We start from the raw sequence: 22,995 nt of genomic DNA on the forward strand, positions 1-22,995 counted from the left end.
CGCTTCAACCGGTTGCGCGCATCGACTTTTCTTGAAACCGCGCGTTTTGGGGTTCAATGGCGAAACTTGGCGCAGACCCTTTGCGCGAGTCGACAGCCCATCTTTGGCCGAACAGGGAAGACGTTACGAAGTGACCACGAACAGCCTGCCGATGAACACCGCCCATTTCCTCGACCGATCCGAATTGCGCCGCGCCTACCGCGCCGAAGAGGAAGCGTGCATCGCCCAGCGGATCGAGCAGGCAGCCCCCGCGCGCAAGGTGAACGAAGCGGCGGCTGATCTCGCGATTCGGCTGATCGAGGGCGCGCGTTCGCAAAAGTCGAGCGGGGTCGATGCGTTTTTGCAGCAATACGGCCTCGAAACAGAGGAAGGCATTGCGCTGATGTGTCTGGCAGAGGCGCTGCTGCGCGTGCCCGATGAAGACACCGCCGATGCGCTGATCCGTGACAAGATCGGCGATATCGAATGGGGCGAACATCTGGGCGAAAGCTCCTCCACCTTCGTCAATGCCGCGACATTTTCCCTGATGCTGACGGGCGAGGTTCTGGAACAGCCAGAGGCGCACCAGCGCGGCATGGGCCGGGTGCTGAAAGGCACGATGAACCGGCTGGGCGAACCTGTTATTCGCAAGGCCGTGCTTCAGGCGATGCGCATTCTGGGCGGACAATTCGTATTCGGGCGCACCATTGGCGAGGCTTTGAAACGCGCAAAGCCTGAGCGGGCGAAGGGGCTCACGCATTCGTTCGACATGCTGGGCGAGGCGGCTATGACCTTTGCCGATGCCGCGCGCTATGCCGATGCGTATGACCGGGCGTTGGACCGGCTCGCGCAGGAGGCAACAGGCGACGTAATCGGGTCGCCGGGCATTTCGGTGAAGCTATCGGCGCTGCATCCCAAATACACCCATTTCCACGCGCGCGAGGCGCATGACGATATCGTTCCGGTTGTCAAACGGCTGGCGATAAAAGCGCGCGATGCAAACATCCACTTCACGCTGGATGCAGAGGAAGCGGAGCGGCTCGAAGTATCGCTCGACATAATCGAAACACTGATGGCCGACGATGATCTTTTCACCCGCGCAGACGGATCGCGCTGGGAAGGGTTCGGGCTGGCGATACAGGCGTACCAGAAACGCGGCGTGCCGCTGTGCGAATGGATCGCCAAACTTGCCCGCCGGCACGGGCGCAAACTGTTCGTGCGGCTGGTAAAGGGCGCGTATTGGGACAGCGAGATCAAGATCAGCCAGGTGGGCGGATACAGCGATTACCCGGTTTTCACCCGCAAGATTGCGACCGACGTATCCTACCTCGCCTGCGCGGCGCGATTGTTTGAACACGATGACGTGATCTTCCCCGCTTTTGCCACGCACAATGCTTACACCGTGGCGGCGGTGAAGGAGATGGCGCGCGCCTCTGCCGCAAACGGCGAAGCGGCAGGCCAGAATAAGAAATTCGAGTTTCAGCGTCTGCACGGCATGGGCGAAGAAGTGTTCGAGGCGCTGGGCAAGATCGAAGGCAATGACCGCACACCGGTGCGCATTTACGCCCCTGTCGGCGGGCACAAGGAATTACTCGCCTATCTCGTCCGGCGGCTTCTGGAAAATGGCGCCAACACCAGTTTTGTGAACCGCATGGGCGATGCCAATATTCTAGCCGCCGATCTGGTGGATGATCCGGTCGAGGAACTTGCCGCGCTTGCGCCGCGCCGCAATCCTTCGATCCCGCTGCCGAGGGATATTTTTGGCGCCAGTGAAGGAGGGCGGGTCAACAGCGCCGGGATCGACCTGTCCGATCCGCTAGTCATCGGCCCGCTGCAGGCACGGCTTGCCGATCTGGCCAGCGTCGAGTGGCGCGCAGAGCCGACTTTCCCTGCCGAAGAAGCAGGTGAGACAGCGCCGATCACCATGCCGCATGATCTCAGAACGGCGGTTGGCACGCGCCGCGACGCGACCGAGGAAGAGGTCGATGCCGCCTTCGCCCGCGCGCAATTGATCCAGCCGGGCTGGGATGCGCTGGGCGGGGCAAAGCGCGCGGTCCTGCTCGAAGAAGCCGCCGACCTGTTCGAGGCGCACACGCACGAATTTCTCTCCCTGTGCCAGCGCGAAGCGGGCAAAACCCTGCTCGACGGGGTTGCTGAAATCCGCGAGGCGGTGGACTTCCTGCGGTTTTACGCAGCAGAGGCGCGCCGCCAGTTTGAAGAGCCGATGGTGCTGCCCGGTCCGACCGGCGAAGAAAACACCCTGCGGATGCATGGACGCGGCGTGTTTGCCACGATCAGCCCGTGGAATTTCCCGCTCGCGATCTTCACCGGCATGGCCTCCGCCGCGCTCGCCGCGGGCAATGCCGTGATCACAAAACCGGCCGAGCAAACCCCGCTGATCGCCGCGCTCGCGGTGAAGCTCATGCACGACGCCGGCATCCCGCCAGAGGCGCTGCAATTGCTGCCCGGCGCAGGCGAGGTCGGTCAGCTCATCACCTCCGATCCGCGGCTTGCCGGGGTTGCCTTCACCGGATCAACCGAGACTGCGCGCCTTATCAACCAGTCGCTCGCCGCGCGCGATGGCCCAATTGCCACCCTGATCGCGGAAACGGGCGGGCAAAACGCGATGATCGTCGATTCCAGCGCGCTTCCCGAACAGGTCGTGCGCGATGTGCTCGCCAGCGCATTTCAAAGCGCGGGCCAACGCTGCTCGGCGCTGCGCGTGCTGTATTTGCAAGACGATGTTGCCAATGACATGCTGGACATGATCCGCGGCGGGTTCGAGGCGCTGAATGTCGGCGATCCGGCCCTTCTCGCAACCGATGTCGGCCCGGTGATCGACCCCGACGCGCAGGCCGCACTGGAACGTCACGTTGCACGCCGCCAGCAGAATGAACGCACCGTCTGGCGGCTCGATCTGGATGAAGAGCTGGCCAAGGGCTGCTTTGTCGCGCCGACGATAATCGAGCTCGATTCCATCCTCGACCTGAGGCGCGAAAACTTTGGCCCCGTCCTGCACGTGGTTAGATACGCGTCTGAAGATCTGGGGCGGGTCCTCGCGGATATCAATTCGACCGGATATGGCCTCACGCTGGGCCTGCACAGCCGGATCGCTGCGACCCGCCGGTTTGTGCAGGCGCACGCGAAAGTCGGCAATTTCTACGTCAATCGCAACCAGATCGGTGCGATCGTGGAAAGCCAGCCATTCGGCGGCGAAGGGCTGTCGGGCACCGGTCCCAAGGCTGGCGGTCCGCATTACCTCGCGCGCTTTGCAACCGAGCGGGTCACCTGCATCGACACGACTGCCGCCGGGGGGAATGCCAGCCTGCTCGCCAGCTAAACCTTTGCTTGCGCAGCCAGCCGGTTACGCGATAGCTAGCGGGCTATGCCCCGATTCATGATCCATCTGTTCGCCCTGCTCGCTCTGGTCTGGAGCGGGCCGGCGCTCGCCGATGTGCAAATCCACTTTCACAGCTTTAACGGCAGCGTCCTGTTTGGCCGTTATCCGCATACATTCATCGTGCTTGAGGGTGAGCTGGAGGAAACCGGCGAGGTCATCGATGAAAATTACGGGTTTTCAGCACGCCAGGTAACGCCCGCCATCCTGTCAGGCCCGGTTGAACACATGGTGCTGGTCGAAACCGATAAATCGATCCGCAAGACAAACCGCCATTTCACCATGACCATCAGCGACGCGCAATATCGCCAGATCAAGGCCGAGGTTACGGCATGGAAAAACGCACCGGGCAAATATTACGACCTCGAAAAGCGCAACTGCATTCACTTCGTCGCAAAAATGGCCTCTATCGTCGGTCTGAAAGTCGAAGTGCCCGAAAAAATGCTGCGCCGCCCCAAAAGCTGGCTGAACCACGTCACATCGCTGAACCCTCAGCTTAAGGCGAAACAGATCAAGTAAACTGGTGTAAACGGGCGCGGCGATGAAAAAGCAGTTTACGCCTCCCGTCACCAGTGTCCCCGCGCCTCTGCAAACCGGCGAGTTCAGCTTCACAGTGCTTGAACCCAGCCTTGCGGAGCGTGATTACGATGCGGTCATGTCGAGCAGGCAGCGGCTGCGGCAGGTCTTTCGCAAAGACGATAGCTGGCCGCGGGACACCATGACTTTGGACGCAAACGCCAAAGACCTTGCCCGTCATGAGCGCGAATTCCAGCTGCAGGAGGCGTTTGCCTATGCCGTGCTGTCCCCCTGCCAAAGCCGGTATATCGGCTGCGTCTATATCGATCCCACCGATTTGCCGGGCTTCGGATGCGAGGCGTATCTCTGGGTGCACGACAGCGAGATCGCGCTGGACGCCGCGCTGTTTCAGGTGACGCAGGAATGGTTGCAGGGCGAATGGGGCTTCGACCGCGCAGCCTTCCCCGGACGCAATATGCCCCACATTGCCGGGCGCGAGCGGGATTAGCTGTCTTTGGTTGTCGCTATGCCCGTGGGAACAATCGTCGCCTGAGCCACCGCGACCAGCGCCGGCTCTGCGCCCTCGTCCTCCGACCAGACATCGGCGCGCACCACCACCTGCCGCCGCCCCGCCTTTATCACTGTCCCCTTGGAGCGAAGCGTCGCCCCTTTGGCCGGGGCTAGGAAATTGATCGTGTAACTGCCCGTCACAACGTCACCGACCGCCGAGCTGGCCGCCCATGCGCAGGCATTGTCCGCCATCAGTCCGACAATCGCCCCGTGCGCGAACCCGTGATGCTGCGTCATTTCGGGGCGCACCTGCATGACGATCTCCGCCTCACCCTCCCAGCAATGCACCGGCTCCAGCGCGAGGAAGGAGCTGAACCCAGACCGCCCAACCGCGATCCGTTTCATGTAATCCAGAACCTGTTCTTCATTGTCGAAACCGGGACGGGGCATGGGCAATTCCTTTGAGTCTGGAAATCAGACTTATTGGCTTAACCTTGTGCTTTGCGCAGTCAAGTCTAAATTGCAGACCTATGAGCCTGCCCAAGCCTTCCAATTCGCCCTGCCCGGTTGGCCGTGCCTCTCGCATCCTAGGTGACCGATGGGTCATCCTGATCCTGCGCGAGGCATTTCTGGGCGCGACCCGTTTCGAGGAATTTCTGCCCAACACCGGGATCAATCGCGCCGCGCTGACATCGCGCCTTGCCGCGCTGGTCGAACAGGGCGTTCTGCGCCGCGTTCCGCCCGATGCGCGGCGCGCGGAATATCACCTCACCGATGCTGGCCGCGAACTGGCCCCCGTGATGGGAGCGATGCGGGAATGGGGCGATAAGTGGCTGTTCGACCAGTCTGGCGAGACGCGCTGAACCGTCACAAATAACCGCTTCAAAGCCAGCCCGCACGCAATACTCCCACAGATAAACCGCCCGCCCGCTTGCCGCGCATGGCGCAATCGGGAATCACTCATTCATGGCGATTCTTTCAGACAAGTGGATTCGGGAACAGGCGCAGACGGCCGGCATGATTGAGCCGTTCGAGGAAGCGCAGCGGCGCGATGGCTGCATATCCTACGGGCTAAGCTCTTATGGCTATGACGCGCGCGTCGCCCCGGAATTCAAGATTTTCACCAATGTGAATTCGGCCACGGTTGATCCGAAGAAATTCGACGCCGATAGCCTGGTCGACCGCGAAACGGATGTGTGCATCATCCCGCCCAATTCCTTTGCGCTCGCCCGCACGGTCGAATATTTCCGCGTGCCGGAGGACGTGCTGGTCATCTGCCTTGGCAAAAGCACCTATGCGCGCTGCGGGATCATCGTGAATGTCACCCCGCTGGAGCCGGGCTGGGAAGGTCACGTGACGCTGGAGTTTTCAAACACCACGCCGCTGCCCGCCAAAATCTACGCCAACGAAGGCGCATGCCAGTTCCTGTTCCTGCAAGGGAATGAACGCTGCGAGACAAGCTACAAAGACCGCGCAGGCAAATATATGGGCCAGCGCGGGGTGACCTTGCCTAAGCTCTAAGGGCGGGCTGCAAAGGTTGGGCCGCGCGGATGATTAGCGGCATCAATCGCTTGTGTCTGGTTACGACCCAGTTGCGCGCGTCCGGGTCGGCCCCAGTTCAAGGCACCTGTCAGCTTGCCGGAACATCTGGCGACGAGACGATTGTCGGCATCCTAAATGTAAACCGCGTCTCCTCATCCGTAGAGTTGACTTCAAGTGTCCCTTGATGGGCCTTGGTGATCTCCGAAGCGATGAAAAGGCCGAGGCCCAATCCGTTTTGACTGGGACGGGCTTCAGAGCGGAAAAACGGTTGGAAGAGCCGGTCGAGAGCCGCTTGTGGAATGGCTTCCCCGGCATTCGCGACCGACAGGACGAATTCTGCATCAACAGTTCTGGCTTCAAATCGCACAGGTCGCTTCGCTGACCCATGGGACACCGCATTGGACAGAAGGTTCGAGGCAAGCTGCGCGATCCGCGGCCGATCGCAAAATACCGGCTCCTCAATCTCGATTGTCGCATCGATAGGTCGATCTGGCGAAATTGCCCGAATTTCGGCGATAACCTGTTGCAGAACCGGTGACAGCTGTTCGTCGGAATTGCGATCAAGCACCAACCCGCTACCGAGGGTTCCGCGCGCCAGATCCAGCGTATCGTCCACCAGCCTCGACGCCCTTGCAAGACTCTTCTCGATCTCGTCGAGTAGAAGCTGGCCTCGCGGGGTCAATTCTTCGTTACGCCGCAACATGCGTCCACCGGCAGCGATAGCGGCCAAGGGGTTGCGAAGATCATGGCCCAGAACAGCAATGAACTGATCCCTGACCACAGCAGCATCCTGCTGAGCTTTTGCTTCAGCTTCTGCCTTCACCCGCGCTTCGAGCAAGGTTCGTTCGTAAGTGCGTCGGTCGACTGCCTTGAAAAAGGTCAATCGGGTGAATTGATGCGTCCCATCGTTGCCACGTTTTTCGGCGGCATTGGCGATCATAGGAATTTTCTCGCCACTTGCGTTCAGGAGCTCCAGCGCAATCTCATGCACATGATCCTGCATTCGCAATAAGGGGGCAATATGAGTCTCGAATGCAATGCGTCCGCCAAAACCCAGAATATCATGGATGGATTGTCCGACGAGCTTATTCGCATCGGACCCAAGCCAATCGGCAAGGGTCCGGTTAAGCCTGACGATCTTGCTGTCAGGCGACATGGAGAGATAGCCGCAGGGAGCGGTCTCGTAGAGATCCTCCAGATCCTCTGCTAAAGCGTGATCAGACAAAGCTTCGAATCGCAGCTGTTACCTCATCCGGCGCGCTCAAATGGGGACAGTGACCTGTGGCATCCAGCAATCGGTAATCGCTGTTTGGCAGTTTGGCATGCACATATTCCCCGACTTCCACCGGTGCGATAATGTCGTCCCGGCACTGGAGGACGAGCGTGCGCACCGACACGGCTGGGAGATCATCCCGATTATCAGACAGGAAGGTAACACGGGCGAAATCCCGCGCTATTTCCGGGTCTGTCCGGCAAAAGCTGTTCTCCAGACGCTCACCAAGCTCGGGCTGTTCCGGGTTACCCATCATCGAAGCCGCCATAGCGGCCGACCATCCGAGGTGATTATCGGCGAGAAATTCGAGCAGTTCGTCCACCTGCGCTTTGGTAAAACCGCCGCGATATCCTTCCGCATCAACGTAGCAAGGCGAAGGTCCTACCATAATCAAATCCGAGAACATGCCCGGTGCCTTGGATGTCGCGAGAGCCCCGATCATCGCGCTTACCGAATGTCCGACGAACACGGCATCCTGCAGGTCGAGAGCCTGCCCGATCTCTACAACGTCATCGGCGTAGCTCTCAAGGCTCGAATAACGTTCAGCCGCATAGGCCGCGAGGTCGGATTTTCCGTGCCCGACATAATCGAACAGCACCACGCGGAAATCCTGCTCGAAATCACGGGCGACCGTTTCCCACATCGTCTGATCACAGCCGAAGCCGTGCGCGAACATCATCGTGCGCTTCCCAGAGCCGGTAACCGCCACATTATTTCGGCGCATTATTGTTTCAGCAGAAGAATCCATCAACCGTGCATAGCCGACAGAAAGCGAGCATGGAAGTCTGGCATACGGCTCGGCATTGGGTCATTTCCGGCCCAGCATTGGCGTTCGCTTACGAACGAGCAAGCTCGCAGAGGGAACGTATCTTCAAAGGTCACTTTCCAACCCCACACCGCCATCCGCCGGTTTTCCTACTCGGCCCTGCGCTGGCATCAGGGGTGCACTATGATCGCCGCCGCTCGCACTCTCAGCCCTTCGCCCCCGCCCGAGGCTAAAAATCCGCATTATGTTGGACATTTGTCACCCGCGTCCAACATGGCGAAACCGCCGGTATTCCGCCAAGAACACCTGTATGACGCGCATGACAGCGCAGCCGGTCTGTCATGCGGTGCCTACACGGAACAAACTGCCCGTCCCGCGCCTTTGACTCTCGATACACGCAGCCCCATTGAAGCGGGGCAAAGGAGAATACTCTAATGGCCAATTCAGAATTCGACATCATCATCTACGGCGCCACAGGCTTTACCGGGCGGCTGGTCGCGGAACATTTCGTGCGTGAATATGGCGGCAAGGCGGACGGCCCGAAATGGGCAATGGCCGGACGCAATCTGGCAAAACTGGAAGACGTGCGCACCCTGATCGGCGCGCCCGATGATTTGCCGCTGGTGGTCGCCGATGCGGACAGCCGCGTGGCGGTGGAGGCGATGTGCGAGCGTACCAAGGTCGTCATCACCACAGTCGGCCCATATCAGCTTTACGGTGATGAACTGGTCGCCGCCTGCGCGCGCACCGGCACCGATTACTGCGACCTTTCGGGCGAACCTGCTTGGATGGCGGAAAAGATCGAGGAACTGGAAGATACCGCGAAGGAAACAGGCGCGCGCATCTGTTTTTCCAGCGGGTTCGATTCCATCCCCTTCGACCTTGGCGTGATGATGACGCAGAAAGAGGCAAAGGCGCGTTTCGGCAAACCTGCGCCGCGCATTCGCGGGCGTGTCCGCGCGATGCAGGGCACGTTCTCTGGCGGGACTGCGGCCAGCCTAGGCGCGACGATGAAAGCCGCTGCCAAGAACCCGAAACTGATCAACGTGCTGCGCGATCCGTTTGCGCTTGCCCCCGGTTTTGACGGGCCCAGCCAGCCGACCGGCATGATCCCGATGTACGAAAAAGACCTCGATAAATGGGCTGCGCCGTTCGTGATGGCACCGATCAATACAAAGAACGTGCACCGCACCAACTTTCTGCTGGGCCATCCGTATGGCGAGGATTTCCAGTATGACGAAATGGTCCTCACCAGTCCTGGCGAAGCGGGCAAGAAAATGGCCGAAGCTGCGACCGAACTGATGAAAAACCCGTTCGGGTCCAAACCGCCCAAGCCGGGCGAAGGGCCAACGCAGGAAGAGCGCGAAAACGGGTTTTATGACGTGTTGTTCGTGGCGGAAATGCCCGGCGGTGAGACGCTGCATTACGGCGTGAAAGGCAAATACGATCCGGGCTATGGCTCGACCAGCCGCATGATCGCGGAAACCGCGATGGGCCTGTTGGAACTTGACGCGCCGGGCGGCATCGGAACGCCGGGATCGTTCCTGGGCGAAAGCCTGGTCAAACGCCTCGAAGAGCGTGCCGAACTGACTTTTGCGGTAGAGAATTAAGTCGATTGGACGGGCCGCGATTTCCTGCCGAAATGGGAAACGCGGCCCGTTTTTATTCTGGTGAAGCGCCAGCCGGGTTTCAGAAGCTCAGCCGGACACTCGCCCTGACGTTGCGCCCGGCGAGCGGGACGAAATCCTTGGTAAAGCTTGCATGGCGGCGGCCAACCACGTCGAAGATATTGTCGGCTGCCAGCTGCACGGTGACACCCTCCCGGTTCGCCAGCGGACGCCATGATACGAGGAGATTGACCAGCGCAAAATCGTCTGTCGACGTTTCGAAAGCGGCGGTCTCATCCTGCTCGGCAAACCACTGGACTTCGCCGCGCAGGTCAAAGGCGCTCGATTGCAATTCCAGCGCGCCAAGCAATTCGAGCGGCGGGATGCGCGGGACATTGGTGCCATCGCCCAGCTCCGCCTTGATATACGAAGCGCGCAGATCCGTGATGAGGCCGAAGTCGCCATTGTCGAACAGCGGGAAGGTCACATCGCCCTCAACCCCGAAATAATCGGCATCCTGCTGGAGATAGACGAAGACTGGCAGACCGTCCTCTTCATCGCCGGTTTCGGTAAGGTAGATGTAATCGTCGAACCATTGCTGGAACACGGCGAGGTTGAACTGCGCACTTCCGGCGGTGCCGCGCACGAAAACCTCCGCGCCCCATGCGCTTTCCACCTCAAGGTCAGCGTCGCCGATCTCGAATGCCTGCGTCGCGATATGCGGGCCATTGGAAAACAGCTCTTCCGCGCTCGGCGCACGTTCGGCGCGGGACAGGTTCACGCCGGCGCGCAGCGCATCGTCGCCCTCCCAGACAAGGCCGATAGCGCCGGAAACGGTGTCGTAATCGCGCGCGATGTTGTTCACCGTGTCTTCGACATCGGTGGTTTCGTACCGGGCGGCGAGTTCAAGCTGGAACGGACCGGTGCCAAATTCCTGCAAACCAAACACCGCAAACTGATCGGTGGTGTTGGGCGGAACGTAGGCTTCTGCCCCTTCGGCGAAGAAATCGCGGTAGCGGTACTGAATGCCGATGGAACCGCGCGAGGGACCGCTTTCGTTCTGGACCAGTTCGGCGCGCGTTTCGATGCTGTTGCTTTCAAAGACGGTGCCGACCTCTTCGCCTTCGAATTCGGTGTGGGTGTAATCGGAATATCCTGCACGCAATTTCAACTGGGAGAAGAACCCGTCACCCAGCGCGATGTCGCCTTTGAAATCGGCGCGGAATTGTTCGAGGTCGATGGAGACGATTTCTTCGCCCTCTTCCTCGCCTCCCTCTTCCTCGCCCTCTTCGCCTTCATGCGCGTGTTCTGTGCCCGGACGGCCCGGCACGCCGTAGTTCGTATCGTAATATCCGATCGACGCGCCAAAAGTGCTTTCGCCCAGGATTACGCCGAAACCGCCATTGATGGTCCACGTTTCGGCGGCCGTGTTGGGGATGAAACCGGCTTGATCGGCAGATTCGCGAAATTCTTCGGCCTCCTCGAATTCGCCTTCGGCTTCTTCTTCAGCCGCCTCGGCCAGCAATTCGGCGCGCAGGGCGGGCGACAGCTGAAAGCCGCCAATTTCCAAATTATCGGTTTCGCGCCAGCTGCCATCGACATGGACGACAAAATTGCTTCCAATCGGCACGTCAATCGAAGCCCCGCCAGTGCGCAGGTCGCTCGCCGTGTCGGCTGCGACGAGGGCGTCGAGATGAAACGCTTCTTCGGGAACGCGGGTCGGGATACGTTTGTCTATGACGTTCACCGCGCCGCCGATCGCCTGACTGCCATAGAGCAGCACCGCCGGACCGCGCAGCACCTCTATCCGCTCCGCAGTAAGAGGGTCGATGGACGTCGCGTGATCGACCGACGTGTTGGACACATCCGCCGTACCGATCCCGTCGACCAGCACGCGCACGCGCTCACCCTGAAAACCGCGCAGCACCGGGCGCGATGAACCCGGTGCAAAGCTGGTCGCGGAGACGCCGGGCAGTTTGGCAAGAACTTCGCCAATCTGGCCATTCAGATTGCGCTGAATATCGTCCGCTTCAAACACGCTGGTCCCGGCAAGGATATCGAGCTGTTCAAGGCCAGAGGCGCTGACGATGATATTCCCTTGATAATCGGTCTGGCGATTGTGCAGGTCGTCTTCGAGACGATCATCTTCGCCGGCTTGGCTGCCGGATGGGTCTGAAGAATTGATGTCTTGCGCGGCCAGCGGAGCGGCACCCATCGCAAGAGCGGTAGAGATAGCTAGTTTTGAGGTGAGAAATTTCATCGGAAGGATACCTGCGTGGGATAATGTGATAACGTATCATCCCGATAGCAGCATAGTCTTCATCCGCAACCCGTTCCCGCGGTAAAATCCAATCAAACCGACCGAAAGCCAGAATGCCGCGGTGAATTGCGCCTTTTTCGCAACATTTGCCGCCGTAGTTCCAGATCAGATCAGGCCGCGGGCGAGGTAGTGATCAACCGATGCGGGCGGCTCACCTGTATCAAGCGAAACCTCGGCAAAGGCGCGGTCCTGTGTCAGGAACACCTTGCCATTCAATTCTTCGACAAATTGCGTTCGTTTCAGCCGGTCCATAACCGGCCCCTTAACTTCTGACAGATGCAATCCGATGCCGCCATCGCCCAGCCGGTGATTGATCGCCTCAAGGCTTTCGAGCCCCGATGCATCAACTTCATTCACGGCGCTGAACATCAGGATCACGTGGCGGACAGCAGGACGATCCGCGACCTCTTCGAGCACATATTCCTCCAGCCAGCGCGCATTGAGATAGGTCAGCGCCTCGTCAATGCGGATCGAAAGCACATGCGGGACAGTGAACACTGAATGCCGATCGACATTGCGGAAATGTTCTGTTTCAGGGACGCGTCCGACAATCGCGGCGTGGGGTCTGCTCGCCCGCCACAGATACAGCAGCAAACTGGCGGCAACCCCCGCGATCACGCCCAGCTCCACTCCGGCGAGCAAGGTGACGCCGATTGTCACGATATGCGCTGCAAAATCGGCTTTGGAATAGCGCCACAATTGTCCCGGCGTTTTCAGATCGACCAGGCTCAGCACAGCAACGATGATCGTCGCCGCAAGGGTCGCGATTGGCAGGTTGAACAGCAGCGGGGTGAGAAACAAAGTCGCCAGCGCGATGCCAATGGCAGTATAGGCCCCAGCGGCAGGGGTCTGCGCGCCCGCATCGAAATTGACAGCGGACCGAGCAAAGCCGCCTGTTACCGGATACCCGCCGGAAAATGCGCTGGCGATATTCGCTGCGCCCAGCCCCACCAGTTCCTGATCAGGGGAAATGCGCTGGCGCCGTTTGGCCGCGAGGGTCTGGGCGACCGAAACACTCTCGACAAAGCCGATGATGGAGATGAGCAGCGCGGGCACCCACAATTTCTCGATAAGCGCCAGATCGGTGCTCGGCATGGTGATGGGCGGCAGCCCTTGGGGAATGGGTCCGACCAGCGCAACGCCCCGGTCCGCCAGGTCAAAGGCGATCACCGCGAAAATCGTCATCGCGACGGCGACCACCGGACCGGCCTTTGCCGTCATGCCGGCTGCGCGGTCCGCCAGCCCCAGCCGCAGCAGCGCCGGTTTTGCCCCCTTGCGAACCCAAAACAGGAACAGCATCGCCGGTATGCCAATGGCCAGCGTCCAGACATTGATAGTGCCAATCGCGCTCGCCAGCGAACCGATCATTTCGGGCCAGTTGTCACCGCCTGCCTCAATACCGAAAATGTGTCTAAGCTGGCTGGTCGCGATCAGGATGCCCGATGCGGTGATGAACCCGCTGATGACCGGGTGGGACAACAGATTTGCCAGAAACCCTGCCCGCAGCAGCCCAAGCACCGCGAGCATGATGCCTGACAACATGGCAAGTGTGATTGCCGCTTCGAGATATTGCGCTGTGCCCTGCGCCGCGACGGCCCCTGCAGCGGACGCTGTCATCAGGGAAATCACAGCGACCGGCCCCACGGCAAGGGTTCTGCTAGTGCCGAACACCGCATACAATATTAGCGGCAAGATAGAGGCATACAGGCCGATAACCGGAGGCAATCCGGCCAGCAGCGCATAAGCGAGGCTTTGCGGGATCAGCATGATCGTGACGATCACGGCGGCCATCAGGTCATCGGTCAAAACGCCGCGATTATAGGTGCGCCCCCATTCAAGGATGGGCAGGTAGCGTTTCAGCATGATGTGCGGCCTCGAACCTGCACTCTACCGGGCAATCACGGCGCCGGGGCCGGTCAAGGCGCCTCGCCCGCCGATCAGCCGCGCCCCTCTGTCAGGCGGACCACGAACATGCCCGCCAGCATCGCCGCGACAAAGATGGCAGCGGATACAGGCTCTATCGCCAGTGCAGCTATCCCCGGGCCCGGGCACAGTCCGGCAATGCCCCAGCCGATCCCGAACAACGCCGACCCGCCGATAAGTTTCGGCGTCAGATCCCGCCGCGTCGGCAGCGAAAATCCCTCTGCAAACACCGGACGCGCCAGCTTTGGCTGCAGCCACCAGGCCGCCGCCATGACCAGCACCGCTCCGCCCATGACAAAGGCAAGGGTCGGGTCCCAGTCGCCGAACAGGTCCAGAAAACCGCGGACGCGTGCCGGATCGGTCATCCCGCCAAGTGTCAGCCCGGCACCGAACAAAACGCCTGATGCAAGAGCGGGAAGACGGCGCGCGATCATGGCAGCACCTCAATCCCGAACGCGTTCATCGCGGCCACAGTGGCGATGCCGGTTACCATGAAGGTCGCTGTCGCCGCCAGCGAACGCGGGGAAAGGCGGCTCATCCCGCACACGCCGTGCCCGCTTGTGCAACCGCTTCCCAAACGCGTCCCGATGCCGACGATCAATCCGGCGGGAATAAGGTAGGCCGGGCTGGCAAAGCTTGGGTCAAGCGGCCCGGACAGCAGCATCACGGCCAGCGCGCCCAGCGGAAGGCCGAGCAGGAACAGCCATGCGGACGATCTCGCCATGCCGCCATCGCTGATGCCCGCCGCCCGCGCCGCGATACCGGACACTCCGGCAATGCGCCCGGCCCCGATCAGCATCAATGCTGCGGCAAGGCCGATAAGAACGCCGCCACCAAGTCCGGCAAGCGGTGCGGCATCGGGAAATCCGGGCAGCGTCATACCGCGTTCACCGGTATCTTGATGTAGCTTACGCCGTTGTCCTCAGGCTCCGGCAATCGTCCGCCGCGAATATTCACCTGCACAGACGGCATGATGAGATTGGGCATAGCGAGCGCAGCATCGCGGGTGGTCCGCATGTCCACAAACTCCTGCTCGGTTACACCGTCTTTCACATGGACGTTTTCGCGCCGCTGCTGGCCGACCGTTGTCTCCCACGCATAGTCATCCCGGCCCGGTGCCTTGTAATCGTGGCAGAGGAACAGGCGCGTTGCGTCCGGCAGCGAAAGGAGGCGGCGGATCGACTGGAACAACTGACGCGCATCTCCGCCGGGAAAATCGGCGCGCGCTGTGCCGAAATCGGGCATGAAGATCGTGTCCCCGACAAACGCGGCGTCACCGATGATGAACGCCATATCTGCCGGAGTGTGGCCGGGCACGTGAAGCGCGATCCCTTCGAGGCTGCCGACCTTGAACCGCTCCCCGTCGACAAACAGATGATCGAACTGCGATCCGTCGCGTTCAAAATCGGTCCCGGCGTTGAACAGTTTTCCGAACACGTCCTGCACGCGTATGATGTCTTTGCCGATCGATAACTTCCCGCCCAGCCGCTCTTGAAGATAGGGGGCTGCCGAAATGTGATCGGCGTGTGCATGTGTCTCAATCAGCCAAGTTACTTTCAGATTATGCGTATTCACGTATTCGATAATGATGTCGGCCGAGCCATGCGAGGTGCGACCGGAGGCAGCCTCGTAATCGAGCACCGAATCGATAATCGCAGCCTCGTTTGTCGCCGGATCATGCACGACGTAGCTGACCGTGTTGGTCGCTTCGTCAAAGAAGCCCGCAATCGACGGTCGCAGCGCCTTATTCTGCTGCGCACGGATAATTTGCGCGTTCGCCTCCTGCACAGCATCATCAGCACGGTTCATTTTAAGACTCCAATACGATTACATTAAATATGTATATGTATTGCGTTCAAACTGTCAAGTGTTATAAGTCCCGTATGGACACCCATCATCCAGCAGCTCCAGCACCGTGTGCGGGGCTCCGAATTGGCGACACGCCTCCAGATTTCGAAGCCAGAAGCACTTTGGGACCGGTCAAACTGTCCTCCTTTCGCGGTCGGTGGCTGGTGCTGTTTTCGCATCCGGCGGATTTCACGCCGGTTTGCACCACCGAATTTGTGGCGCTTTCAAAAGAAGCGCAGGCATTCAAGAAAAGGGATTGCGCGCTCATGGCGCTGTCAGTGGACAGCCTGTTTTCGCACTTTGCATGGCTGCGCCTGATAAAAGAACGTTTCGGGGTCGAGGTGCGCTTTCCGATTGTAGAGGATCCGACACTTGTTGTCGGGCGCGCATTCGGGATGGTCGCGCCGGGGGACAATGACAGTGCGGCGGTTCGCACCACGTTTTTCATCGATCCGGCTGGCGTTATCCGCGCAATGAATTGCTATCCCGCCAGTGTCGGACGCTCAATCCCGGAAATGCTCCGCACGCTTGATGCGCTGCAGGCTATCGACGCCCAACATGGTCTCGCACCGGCGAACTGGCAGACGGGAGATGCCCTGCTGCAATCGCCCACGCATGACCTTGACGAGGTGTACGGCGCTGCGAATGAAACCGATTGGTTCCTGCGCCAGCTGCCTGAGGGGAAACGCACATGAACGATGCCCTGATCGGACAGTTGAAAGCGTTGGCCCACCCTTTGCGCTTTCGCATTATGGAAGTGCTGAGCGGCGGCGAACACAATGTCGGCGAGATCGAGGCTGCGACCCAGATCGGTCAGCCCACGCTGTCGCAGCAGCTTGGCGTCCTTAGAAACGCCGGACTTGTCCAGACGCGCAAGGAAGCAAAGATGGTCTATTATCGCCCCGGTCAGGATCGGCTGGAAGAGATTGCCGAACTGGTGCGAAAGCTGGGGCCGCAGCGCGATAATCCGCCCGCGTCGCCGCATAGCGCATCACCCGGCGCCGCAAACTTCGCACGCATCACCTGACCCGGCACACCGGGACCGGTGCGCAAGTCACTTAAATGCGATTGTCGGATTAGAAAATGGAGCGGGCGAGGCGATTCGAACGCCCGACCCCAACCTTGGCAAAATGTCTGAGAAGCTTAGCCGTGTCTACGCCAGATAACGCTCAAGTCTTATATCATACTGTAATATAGATATCTTTCTGGTCACACTCTGCGCCAGACCTATCCGTCTCTACGCCAGCTTTTCTGTTCGCTCGCTTACAATGTGCTTACATTGCCAACCGGAACTGCTTGTGTAAGCAAATTGTCCGAAAGGACGAACGGTATGGGCAAGCTCACAAAGCGAGGCGTCGACAACATGGCAATCCCCGCCAAGGGACAGGCATTTCTCTGGGATGACGAACTGCGAGGGTTCGGTGTTCGGGCGATGCCATCGGGCCTGAAGGTCTTCGTTCTCCAGTATCGCAATGACGAAGGGCGCAGCAGGCGAATCGTCCTCGGGCGCTTTGGGGTCCTCACCGTCGAGCAGGCGCGCAAGCAGGCGATCATGAAATTGGGCGCAGTGGCTGGGGGTAACGATCCGGCGGAGGAACGCGCACAGTCGCGCGCCGCGGTCACCATCCGCGAAGTGTGCGAATGGTATCTGGAGAACGCCGAGTCCGGCAAACTTCTGGGCCGCAAGCATCGGCCAATCAAGCCATCGACGCTCGCCATGGATCGTAGCCGCATCGAAACGCACATCAAGCCGCTCATCGGCAATCGGCAGGTCCGCTCGCTCCGAATGTCGGACATCGAAAAGATGCAGATGGATATCGTTGCCGGACGGACCGCCAAGCCAAAGGAAAATGAAGGGCGCGGTGGGCGGACAACCGGTGGCCCAGGCGTCGCGGGGCGTGCCGTCTCCACCCTGCACGCGCTGCTAGCCCATGCGATGCGATACGATATCGTCGAGAACAATCCGGCTGCCGGAGTCCGCAAGATTGCCGGCAAGCCGCGCACCCGGCGTTTGAGCGCCGCAGAAATCCGCAAGTTGGGCAAGGCTATCACGATTGCCGAACGCAATGGCGAAAACCCCACCGGGCTTGCGGCGATCCGGGTGCTGCTGCTCACGGGCTACAGAATCTCCGAAGTCATTGGCATGCACCGAAGCTGGCTCCACGCCGAGAAAGGCTATGTGCATTTCCCCGACACGAAGACAGACGGCCAGATCCGCCCGATTGGCAAAGCCGCAATCGCTGTTCTCGAGTCCGCTCCAGAGAAACGGGCGCTGCCGCTCTTCTTTGCCTCTGACTTCGTTGACCGGCCATTCTCGGGGGTTCCCGAGGTGCTCCGCGCACTCTGCACGATTGCCGGGATCGATCGTGTGACCCCGCATGTCCTCCGCCACACTTTCGGCAGCGTGGCAGGCGACATGGGATTCTCGGAACTGACCATCAAAGCGCTGCTCGGACACGGTGCCCGCGGATCGACGCAGAATTACGTTCACTTGGATGAAGCGCTGCGGCTAGCGGTCGACCGAGTGTCGGGCAAGATCGCCAATCTGCTCGATGGAACTGACGTTAGGATCCTCGACATTGCCGCGTAAGCTATGTCAGTGATCCGAAAAGGGACAAGTCCACACGGCAATCGGGCAGATACCTCGACTAAGGTTAAAGATGCCTTCGGAAGCGAGCCGCTAGTAATTGTGCTTCCACGTCTCGCACCGGTAACGTAAGAATATGCGGATCGGGACCAAGCAACCTCCCGGTCAGGCAGCAATTGCCCAAGCGTTGCCTCGTTGCTCTGCCTACCGGCGGGCCGATGTTTGCGAGGTAATAATGAGCGCTTTGCCCACAACGAACCCCAGCTTCGCGCAGCTCCTCCGCGTATTTCTGCGTATCGGCCTGCTCAGCTTTGGCGGTCCTGCAGGGCAAATTGCGCTCATGCACCGCGAATTGGTTGAGGACCGGCTGTGGGTCAGCGAAGAGGATTATCTCCACGCGCTCAATTTCTGCCACCTGTTGCCGGGTCCGGAGGCGCAGCAGCTTGCGACTTGGATCGGCTGGCGGTTGCATGGCTGGCGTGGCGGGCTGGCGGCGGGCCTGCTGTTCGTGATCCCCGGCGCGCTGGTGATCCTTGGCCTGTCGATGCTCTATGCCGTGGCCGCCCGTCTTGAATGGTTCGAAGCGCTGTTCCTTGGCATCAAGGCCGCGGTGCTCGCCATCGTGTTGCAGGCATTGCTGCGAATTGCGGGGCGTGCGCTTAATACGCGTTTCAAGCAGGGGCTGGCGGTAGGCGCCTTCGTCGCCTTGTTTCTCCTCGATCTGCCGTTTCCGCTGATTGTGCTGGGAGCAGGTGCGATTGGCATGGCGGTGGCGGCTTTGCATCCCGATTGGCTTGCCTTGAAACCCGGAGCAGGCAACGCGCCCACCGGCCCCAGACCGTGGCGCAGCACGTTCGAGGCCGTCGCGATCTGGAGTGTCATCTGGGCAATGCCGATGCTGCTGGTCGCGATGACTTTGGGCCGCGACCATGTGCTGTGGGACATTGGCGCATTCTTCTCGCAATTGGCCGTGGTCACATTCGGCGGAGCCTATGCCGTGCTCGCCTATATGGCGCAGGAAGCGGTGCAGGGGTTTGGTTGGCTGCAGCCGGGCGAAATGGCGGATGGCCTAGGCCTTGCCGAAACCACGCCGGGGCCACTCATCATGGTCACGCAGTTTGTCGGCTATCTCGCAGCTTTTCGCGCTCCAGAGCCCTTCACACCGTTCGTGGCGGGCTTGCTCGGTGCAGGGCTGACCACCTGGGTGACTTTCGCCCCTTGCTTTCTGTGGATCTTCGCGCTGGCCCCGTGGATTGAGCGGCTCGGCAATGCCACCCGGCTCAAAGGCGGGCTGGCTGCGATTACTGCGGCGGTCGTCGGCGTGATCGCAAATTTGTCCGCCTGGTTTGCTCTGCATGTCATTTTTACTGCCGTAGGCGAAACAAGGGCGGGGCCGCTGCGGCTCTACACACCCGAATGGGCGAGCTTTGACTGGCGCGCTGCGCTTCTGGCCGCAATCGCCTGCCTGCTGGTTTTCGGACCGAAGTGGTCTGTGGTAAAAGTTCTGGGAGTCGCGGCGCTTGGCGGGCTGGTGCTGGGCCTGGCGACTTGAGGAGGTAGGCATGAGCAAAATCACAAGGCGCGAGGCAATCGGCACGGCAGCACTAGGTGTTGCCGGGGCGGCACTCACTGGCGGGACAGCTACCATAGCATCCGCGCAGGAGCCGGTGCGCATTGCTGCCTTTGCAGGCAACCATATGCCCAAGCCGCTGCGGTTTGATCCGGCCAAATTGACCGGCCTGTCCGAACGGCTGATAACCTCGCACTGGGAAAATAATTACCAAGGCTCAGTGCGCGGGCTGAACACAATCGAGACACGGCTTGCTGCCGCCATGAACGATGCGGATTTCCCGCCCGTCGCCTATGCCGGTTTGAAGCGCGAGGAACTGCACCGCACCGGCTCCGTGGTGCTTCATGAATATTACTTCGGCGCGCTTGGCGGGAACGGCAATCCGGGCGGTTCAATCTACGAAGCGCTCCACAGCTGGTTCGGAAGTTTCGAAGCATGGGAAGCCGAGTTTCGCCGCACGGCCCTGTCGCTAGCAGGTGGATCGGGCTGGTGCGTGCTGAGCTGGAACGCCCATACCTCCTCGCTGCACAATTACTGGGCGTGGGACCACATGCATGGGGCGGTAACGGGCGCGCCGCTGATTGCGCTCGATATGTATGAGCATTCCTACCACATGGATTATGGCACGGCTGCTGCGCGCTATATCGACGCGTTCATGGCTAACCTCGACTGGGAAGTTGTCGACGCGCGCTATCTCGCGGCTACCGCCTGATTATACGCGCCCGGGCCAATGGCTGTGAATTTCGTCGATCACATAGGCGTGCTTGTGTTCCGCAGTCCCGTGTTCCGCGAGATGAGGGTGATCGGCGGGCAGTTCCGGATGCTCATGGGCAACTTGGGCAGGATCGTGTCCCGGCCAGCGCCAGAGCGCCATAATTACCCCGACGGCTGCCAGGCCAGCCAATGCAAGAAAAGCATTTTTCATCCCAAAGCTTGCACCGATCTGCCCGGCGACGGGATAGGCCACCAGCCAGCATACATGGCTTAGCGCAAATTGTGCGGCGAACAGCGCCGGCCGGTCCGGTTCGGCAGAAGAGCGGCGCAGCAGTCGACCGCCCGGTGTCACGCACAGCGCATAGGCCGCACCCAGGATCAACCACCCGGCCACCAAGACCGACCAGCCCAAAGCCAAGATTCCCAGTGCGAAAAGTGCGATTGCCAGCATCGCCGATCCGGCAAGCATCACGGTCCGGTCGCTCACGAATCTGAGCATGCGCGGCAGCAGCAAGGCCGCCAGCATCGATCCTCCGCCATAGGCCGCCAGTGCCAGCGCGACATCGCCTTCAGAGCCGCCCATTCCCTTCACGATGACGACGGTGTTGACGATCACCATCGCGCTTCCCGCTGCAGCGGCCAGAGTGACAGCAAGTAAGCCGACAAGTCGCGGGGTCTTAAGATAGATGCGTGCACCGCGCGTCGTTTTTCGCCAGACATTTTCGATGACCTTCGATGCCGCCTGGCGGTGTGGGAGGGTCGAGGTAACTACGAGCAGCGCGGAGATCGCGAAGCCAATCGAGGTCCCCGCAAACAGCCAGTGGAAGCTGATCACCGCAAGGAGCGCAGCGGCCAGCACCGGACTGAGCAAGCTTTCCAGATCATAAGCGAGACGCGAAAGCGAAAGTGCGTTGGTGTAATCCTCTTCGTCGGGAAGGATTTCGGGAATCGTTGCTTGGAAAGTCGGGGTGAACGCCGCCGATGCCGATTGCAGCAAGAAGATCAGCAAATATACTTGCCAGACCGCATCGACAAAAGGCAGCACCAGCGCCACGCCCGCACGCACCATATCCATCGCCACCAGCAGCTTCTTGCGTGGCAGGCGGTCCGAATATGCGCCGACAAGGGGGGCGATACCGATATAGGCGACCATCTTGATCGCCAGCGCCGTTCCTAACACCGCGCCGGCATCGGCCCCGGCTATATCATAGGCCAGAAGCCCGAGCGCCACGGTAGCCAGACCGGTTCCTACCAAGGCGATGACCTGCGCCAGAAACAGATGCCGATAGATGCGATTGGCAAGGACGGCCAGCATGACGCCACCTTTCTCGTTTCAGCTCACGCCACCCAGTTCACGACAGCGAATGCCAGGAACAGGTAACGCCCGCCCTTGGCGAGTGTCACGACCAATAGAAAGACCCCGAACCGCATTCGCAACACTCCGGCGGCCACAGTCAGCGGATCGCCGATCACAGGCATCCATGACAAAAGCAGCACCGCCGGACCGAAGCGTGCGAACCACGCCTCGGCCCGCGCCATCGTTGCGGGGGACGCCGGAAACCAGCGCTTTTCTCGGCAGTGTGTAAACCAGCGGCCTAAATACCAATTGACCACCGATCCCAGCACATTGCCACCAGTCGCTACCGCCAGCAGAGCCGCAATATTGAAGCGATCCGAGATCAGCATCGCTGCGAGCAGGAGCTCGGATTGTGCGGGCAGGATCGTGGCTGCGACGAAGGCCGCGGCGAACAGACCGGCATAGCTGGCGAACAGGGCTTCGGGGATCATGTCCCGGCATCTGATGGACGGTCAGACGACGCGCTTGATTTCGGTGTAGGAGCCTTCGGTCCGCAGCGTGATCGTTACCGGACCGCCCGAACGGTTGCGCCAAAACCAACCGTGGCTGCCGTCGAATGCGGCCACGAGAGTGCCGCTCTCGCCTGCGGAACCTGTACCCTTGTCATAAGCATGATAGGGAATGCCGGGCGCATCGGCATGGGTATCGTAATTGACCGTTCCCCCCGATACCGACCAGTCATATGCGACGCCCACATCCTTCGCCATGACGACTTTGATCTCAGCACCTTCGCCCGGTGCAAGCTCGATCGTGGTGACATCCGACCGCGCGCCATCGGATTGCATCTCGCTCGTGCTGGCGGATTCACTTGCCGCCATTTGCGGGTTGACAGCGGGAATCGCAGCTGTCTGCGCGCTAGCCGTGTCGGCTGCTGCCTCCAAGGCCAACTGCTGCTTGATTTCTCCCATTTCGGTCAAGCCGAACACACGTCCTGCGCCGGTGGGATCGATGCCGTACTCGCTGGGCCACACCACGGCCACCAGAATGGCGCCCGCAGTAATGGCGGCGATGCCAGTTGCGCGCAGGAGCTGCCTGCTGGTGGGCAGGTCATCGGTAGAGGGTCGTTGGGAATTGAACATGGAATTT

The 22,995-nt window shown here is 60.4% G+C and carries 22 protein-coding genes; 11 read left to right on the forward strand and 11 right to left on the reverse strand.

The window, feature by feature from the left end:
• Positions 1–151: 151 nt before the first annotated feature.
• The 3 genes from putA to ACGHU1_RS15175 are packed head-to-tail and all read left to right on the forward strand — an operon-like array spanning position 152 to position 4,400.
• On the forward strand, positions 152–3,319 hold the full coding sequence (gene putA / locus ACGHU1_RS15165; RefSeq protein ID WP_390588379.1) for a bifunctional proline dehydrogenase/L-glutamate gamma-semialdehyde dehydrogenase PutA: 3,168 nt from the start codon (positions 152–154) through the stop codon (positions 3,317–3,319).
• 57 nt (positions 3,320–3,376) lie between these two features.
• Positions 3,377–3,895 carry a hypothetical protein gene (locus ACGHU1_RS15170; protein WP_390588312.1) on the forward strand — a complete coding sequence of 173 codons (519 nt, stop codon included), beginning with the start codon at positions 3,377–3,379 and terminating at the stop codon, positions 3,893–3,895.
• Between the two features lie 22 nt (positions 3,896–3,917).
• Positions 3,918–4,400 carry a hypothetical protein gene (locus tag ACGHU1_RS15175; protein ID WP_390588314.1) on the forward strand — a complete coding sequence of 161 codons (483 nt, stop codon included), beginning with the start codon at positions 3,918–3,920 and terminating at the stop codon, positions 4,398–4,400.
• Here ACGHU1_RS15175 and ACGHU1_RS15180 read toward each other — a convergent pair.
• A complete protein-coding gene (locus ACGHU1_RS15180; RefSeq protein WP_390588315.1) occupies positions 4,397–4,852 on the reverse strand; it encodes a PaaI family thioesterase in 456 nt (151 codons plus the stop codon). The two genes, ACGHU1_RS15175 and ACGHU1_RS15180, sit on opposite strands and share 4 nt — an antisense overlap.
• Before the next feature lie 80 nt (positions 4,853–4,932).
• On the opposite strand from ACGHU1_RS15180, the gene ACGHU1_RS15185 reads away from it, so the two are divergent.
• Both ACGHU1_RS15185 and dcd read left to right on the forward strand, forming a co-directional pair.
• Entirely contained in the window at positions 4,933–5,265 is a 333-nt protein-coding gene (locus ACGHU1_RS15185) for a winged helix-turn-helix transcriptional regulator (protein ID WP_390588317.1), read from the forward strand.
• 103 nt (positions 5,266–5,368) lie between these two features.
• Positions 5,369–5,923, forward strand: a complete 555-nt coding sequence (dcd, locus tag ACGHU1_RS15190; protein WP_390588318.1) for a dCTP deaminase — start codon at positions 5,369–5,371, stop codon at positions 5,921–5,923.
• Between the two features lie 109 nt (positions 5,924–6,032).
• Here dcd and ACGHU1_RS15195 read toward each other — a convergent pair whose 3' ends face one another.
• Together ACGHU1_RS15195 and ACGHU1_RS15200 are read right to left on the reverse strand one after the other, a co-directional pair.
• A complete protein-coding gene (locus tag ACGHU1_RS15195) occupies positions 6,033–7,169 on the reverse strand; it encodes an ATP-binding protein (RefSeq protein WP_390588320.1) in 1,137 nt (378 codons plus the stop codon).
• Entirely contained in the window at positions 7,162–7,896 is a 735-nt protein-coding gene (locus ACGHU1_RS15200) for an alpha/beta fold hydrolase (RefSeq protein WP_390588322.1), read from the reverse strand. Before ACGHU1_RS15200 ends, ACGHU1_RS15195 begins: the two co-directional genes overlap by 8 nt.
• A 521-nt stretch (positions 7,897–8,417) precedes the next feature.
• On the opposite strand from ACGHU1_RS15200, the gene ACGHU1_RS15205 reads away from it, so the two are divergent.
• Entirely contained in the window at positions 8,418–9,593 is a 1,176-nt protein-coding gene (locus ACGHU1_RS15205) for a saccharopine dehydrogenase family protein (protein WP_390588324.1), read from the forward strand.
• A gap of 79 nt (positions 9,594–9,672) precedes the next feature.
• On the opposite strand, the gene ACGHU1_RS15210 is transcribed toward ACGHU1_RS15205, so the two are convergent.
• The 5 genes from ACGHU1_RS15210 to ACGHU1_RS15230 all read right to left on the reverse strand — a co-directional run bounded on the left by ACGHU1_RS15210 (position 9,673) and on the right by ACGHU1_RS15230 (position 15,642).
• Positions 9,673–11,850, reverse strand: coding sequence for a TonB-dependent receptor (locus tag ACGHU1_RS15210; protein WP_390588325.1), 2,178 nt, complete (start codon positions 11,848–11,850; stop codon positions 9,673–9,675).
• A gap of 165 nt (positions 11,851–12,015) precedes the next feature.
• Complete coding sequence (locus tag ACGHU1_RS15215) at positions 12,016–13,773, reverse strand: SulP family inorganic anion transporter (RefSeq protein ID WP_390588326.1); 1,758 nt, start codon at positions 13,771–13,773, stop codon at positions 12,016–12,018.
• A gap of 74 nt (positions 13,774–13,847) precedes the next feature.
• Positions 13,848–14,267: a DUF6691 family protein gene (locus ACGHU1_RS15220; RefSeq protein WP_390588327.1), complete on the reverse strand. Its 420-nt coding sequence runs from the start codon at positions 14,265–14,267 to the stop codon at positions 13,848–13,850.
• A complete protein-coding gene (locus ACGHU1_RS15225) occupies positions 14,264–14,713 on the reverse strand; it encodes a YeeE/YedE family protein (protein WP_390588329.1) in 450 nt (149 codons plus the stop codon). Before ACGHU1_RS15225 ends, ACGHU1_RS15220 begins: the two co-directional genes overlap by 4 nt.
• Entirely contained in the window at positions 14,710–15,642 is a 933-nt protein-coding gene (locus ACGHU1_RS15230; RefSeq protein WP_390588331.1) for an MBL fold metallo-hydrolase, read from the reverse strand. The genes ACGHU1_RS15225 and ACGHU1_RS15230 overlap by 4 nt, the downstream gene beginning before the upstream one ends.
• 74 nt (positions 15,643–15,716) lie before the next feature.
• Between ACGHU1_RS15230 and ACGHU1_RS15235 the strand changes: the two genes are divergently transcribed.
• The 5 genes from ACGHU1_RS15235 (at position 15,717) to ACGHU1_RS15255 (ending at position 20,550) form a co-directional block, all read left to right on the forward strand.
• Complete coding sequence (locus tag ACGHU1_RS15235; RefSeq protein ID WP_390588332.1) at positions 15,717–16,376, forward strand: peroxiredoxin; 660 nt, start codon at positions 15,717–15,719, stop codon at positions 16,374–16,376.
• Positions 16,373–16,708: an ArsR/SmtB family transcription factor gene (locus tag ACGHU1_RS15240; protein WP_390588333.1), complete on the forward strand. Its 336-nt coding sequence runs from the start codon at positions 16,373–16,375 to the stop codon at positions 16,706–16,708. The genes ACGHU1_RS15235 and ACGHU1_RS15240 overlap by 4 nt, the downstream gene beginning before the upstream one ends.
• A gap of 303 nt (positions 16,709–17,011) precedes the next feature.
• Positions 17,012–18,271 carry a tyrosine-type recombinase/integrase gene (locus tag ACGHU1_RS15245; RefSeq protein ID WP_390588335.1) on the forward strand — a complete coding sequence of 420 codons (1,260 nt, stop codon included), beginning with the start codon at positions 17,012–17,014 and terminating at the stop codon, positions 18,269–18,271.
• Positions 18,272–18,503: 232 nt separating this feature from the next.
• Positions 18,504–19,820 carry a chromate efflux transporter gene (chrA, locus tag ACGHU1_RS15250; RefSeq protein ID WP_390588336.1) on the forward strand — a complete coding sequence of 439 codons (1,317 nt, stop codon included), beginning with the start codon at positions 18,504–18,506 and terminating at the stop codon, positions 19,818–19,820.
• Positions 19,821–19,830: 10 nt separating this feature from the next.
• The gene (locus ACGHU1_RS15255; RefSeq protein WP_390588338.1) at positions 19,831–20,550 is read left to right on the forward strand and encodes a superoxide dismutase; all 720 of its coding nucleotides are present in this window, start codon (positions 19,831–19,833) and stop codon (positions 20,548–20,550) included.
• On the opposite strand, the gene ACGHU1_RS15260 is transcribed toward ACGHU1_RS15255, so the two are convergent.
• Genes ACGHU1_RS15260 through ACGHU1_RS15270 form a run of 3 tightly spaced genes read right to left on the reverse strand, consistent with a single transcriptional unit; the run spans position 20,551 to position 22,988 of the window.
• Positions 20,551–21,867 carry an MFS transporter gene (locus ACGHU1_RS15260; protein ID WP_390588339.1) on the reverse strand — a complete coding sequence of 439 codons (1,317 nt, stop codon included), beginning with the start codon at positions 21,865–21,867 and terminating at the stop codon, positions 20,551–20,553.
• 23 nt (positions 21,868–21,890) lie between these two features.
• Positions 21,891–22,340 carry a YqaA family protein gene (locus ACGHU1_RS15265; RefSeq protein ID WP_390588340.1) on the reverse strand — a complete coding sequence of 150 codons (450 nt, stop codon included), beginning with the start codon at positions 22,338–22,340 and terminating at the stop codon, positions 21,891–21,893.
• A 21-nt stretch (positions 22,341–22,361) separates the two neighbouring features.
• Positions 22,362–22,988 (reverse strand): transmembrane anchor protein, encoded by a 627-nt coding sequence (locus ACGHU1_RS15270; protein ID WP_390588342.1) that lies wholly within the window; start codon positions 22,986–22,988, stop codon positions 22,362–22,364.
• Between the last annotated feature and the right edge of the window lie 7 nt (positions 22,989–22,995).

Origin of the sequence: Erythrobacter sp. MTPC3 (assembly GCF_042854385.1) — a bacterium.
Lineage (GTDB): Bacteria > Pseudomonadota > Alphaproteobacteria > Sphingomonadales > Sphingomonadaceae > Erythrobacter.

Bases quoted from the DNA above. Each gene is read 5' to 3' on its own strand.
- putA (WP_390588379.1), top strand. From the start codon at position 152: ATGAACACCGCCCATTTCCTCGACCGATCCGAATTGCGCCGCGCCTAC.
- ACGHU1_RS15170 (WP_390588312.1), top strand. From the start codon at position 3,377: ATGATCCATCTGTTCGCCCTGCTCGCTCTGGTCTGGAGCGGGCCGGCG.
- ACGHU1_RS15175 (WP_390588314.1), top strand. From the start codon at position 3,918: ATGAAAAAGCAGTTTACGCCTCCCGTCACCAGTGTCCCCGCGCCTCTG.
- ACGHU1_RS15180 (WP_390588315.1), bottom strand. From the start codon at position 4,852: ATGCCCCGTCCCGGTTTCGACAATGAAGAACAGGTTCTGGATTACATG.
- ACGHU1_RS15185 (WP_390588317.1), top strand. From the start codon at position 4,933: ATGAGCCTGCCCAAGCCTTCCAATTCGCCCTGCCCGGTTGGCCGTGCC.
- dcd (WP_390588318.1), top strand. From the start codon at position 5,369: ATGGCGATTCTTTCAGACAAGTGGATTCGGGAACAGGCGCAGACGGCC.
- ACGHU1_RS15200 (WP_390588322.1), bottom strand. From the start codon at position 7,896: ATGATGTTCGCGCACGGCTTCGGCTGTGATCAGACGATGTGGGAAACG.
- ACGHU1_RS15205 (WP_390588324.1), top strand. From the start codon at position 8,418: ATGGCCAATTCAGAATTCGACATCATCATCTACGGCGCCACAGGCTTT.
- ACGHU1_RS15210 (WP_390588325.1), bottom strand. From the start codon at position 11,850: ATGAAATTTCTCACCTCAAAACTAGCTATCTCTACCGCTCTTGCGATG.
- ACGHU1_RS15215 (WP_390588326.1), bottom strand. From the start codon at position 13,773: ATGCTGAAACGCTACCTGCCCATCCTTGAATGGGGGCGCACCTATAAT.
- ACGHU1_RS15220 (WP_390588327.1), bottom strand. From the start codon at position 14,267: ATGATCGCGCGCCGTCTTCCCGCTCTTGCATCAGGCGTTTTGTTCGGT.
- ACGHU1_RS15225 (WP_390588329.1), bottom strand. From the start codon at position 14,713: ATGACGCTGCCCGGATTTCCCGATGCCGCACCGCTTGCCGGACTTGGT.
- ACGHU1_RS15230 (WP_390588331.1), bottom strand. From the start codon at position 15,642: ATGAACCGTGCTGATGATGCTGTGCAGGAGGCGAACGCGCAAATTATC.
- ACGHU1_RS15235 (WP_390588332.1), top strand. From the start codon at position 15,717: ATGGACACCCATCATCCAGCAGCTCCAGCACCGTGTGCGGGGCTCCGA.
- ACGHU1_RS15240 (WP_390588333.1), top strand. From the start codon at position 16,373: ATGAACGATGCCCTGATCGGACAGTTGAAAGCGTTGGCCCACCCTTTG.
- ACGHU1_RS15245 (WP_390588335.1), top strand. From the start codon at position 17,012: ATGGGCAAGCTCACAAAGCGAGGCGTCGACAACATGGCAATCCCCGCC.
- chrA (WP_390588336.1), top strand. From the start codon at position 18,504: ATGAGCGCTTTGCCCACAACGAACCCCAGCTTCGCGCAGCTCCTCCGC.
- ACGHU1_RS15255 (WP_390588338.1), top strand. From the start codon at position 19,831: ATGAGCAAAATCACAAGGCGCGAGGCAATCGGCACGGCAGCACTAGGT.
- ACGHU1_RS15260 (WP_390588339.1), bottom strand. From the start codon at position 21,867: ATGCTGGCCGTCCTTGCCAATCGCATCTATCGGCATCTGTTTCTGGCG.
- ACGHU1_RS15265 (WP_390588340.1), bottom strand. From the start codon at position 22,340: ATGATCCCCGAAGCCCTGTTCGCCAGCTATGCCGGTCTGTTCGCCGCG.
- ACGHU1_RS15270 (WP_390588342.1), bottom strand. From the start codon at position 22,988: ATGTTCAATTCCCAACGACCCTCTACCGATGACCTGCCCACCAGCAGG.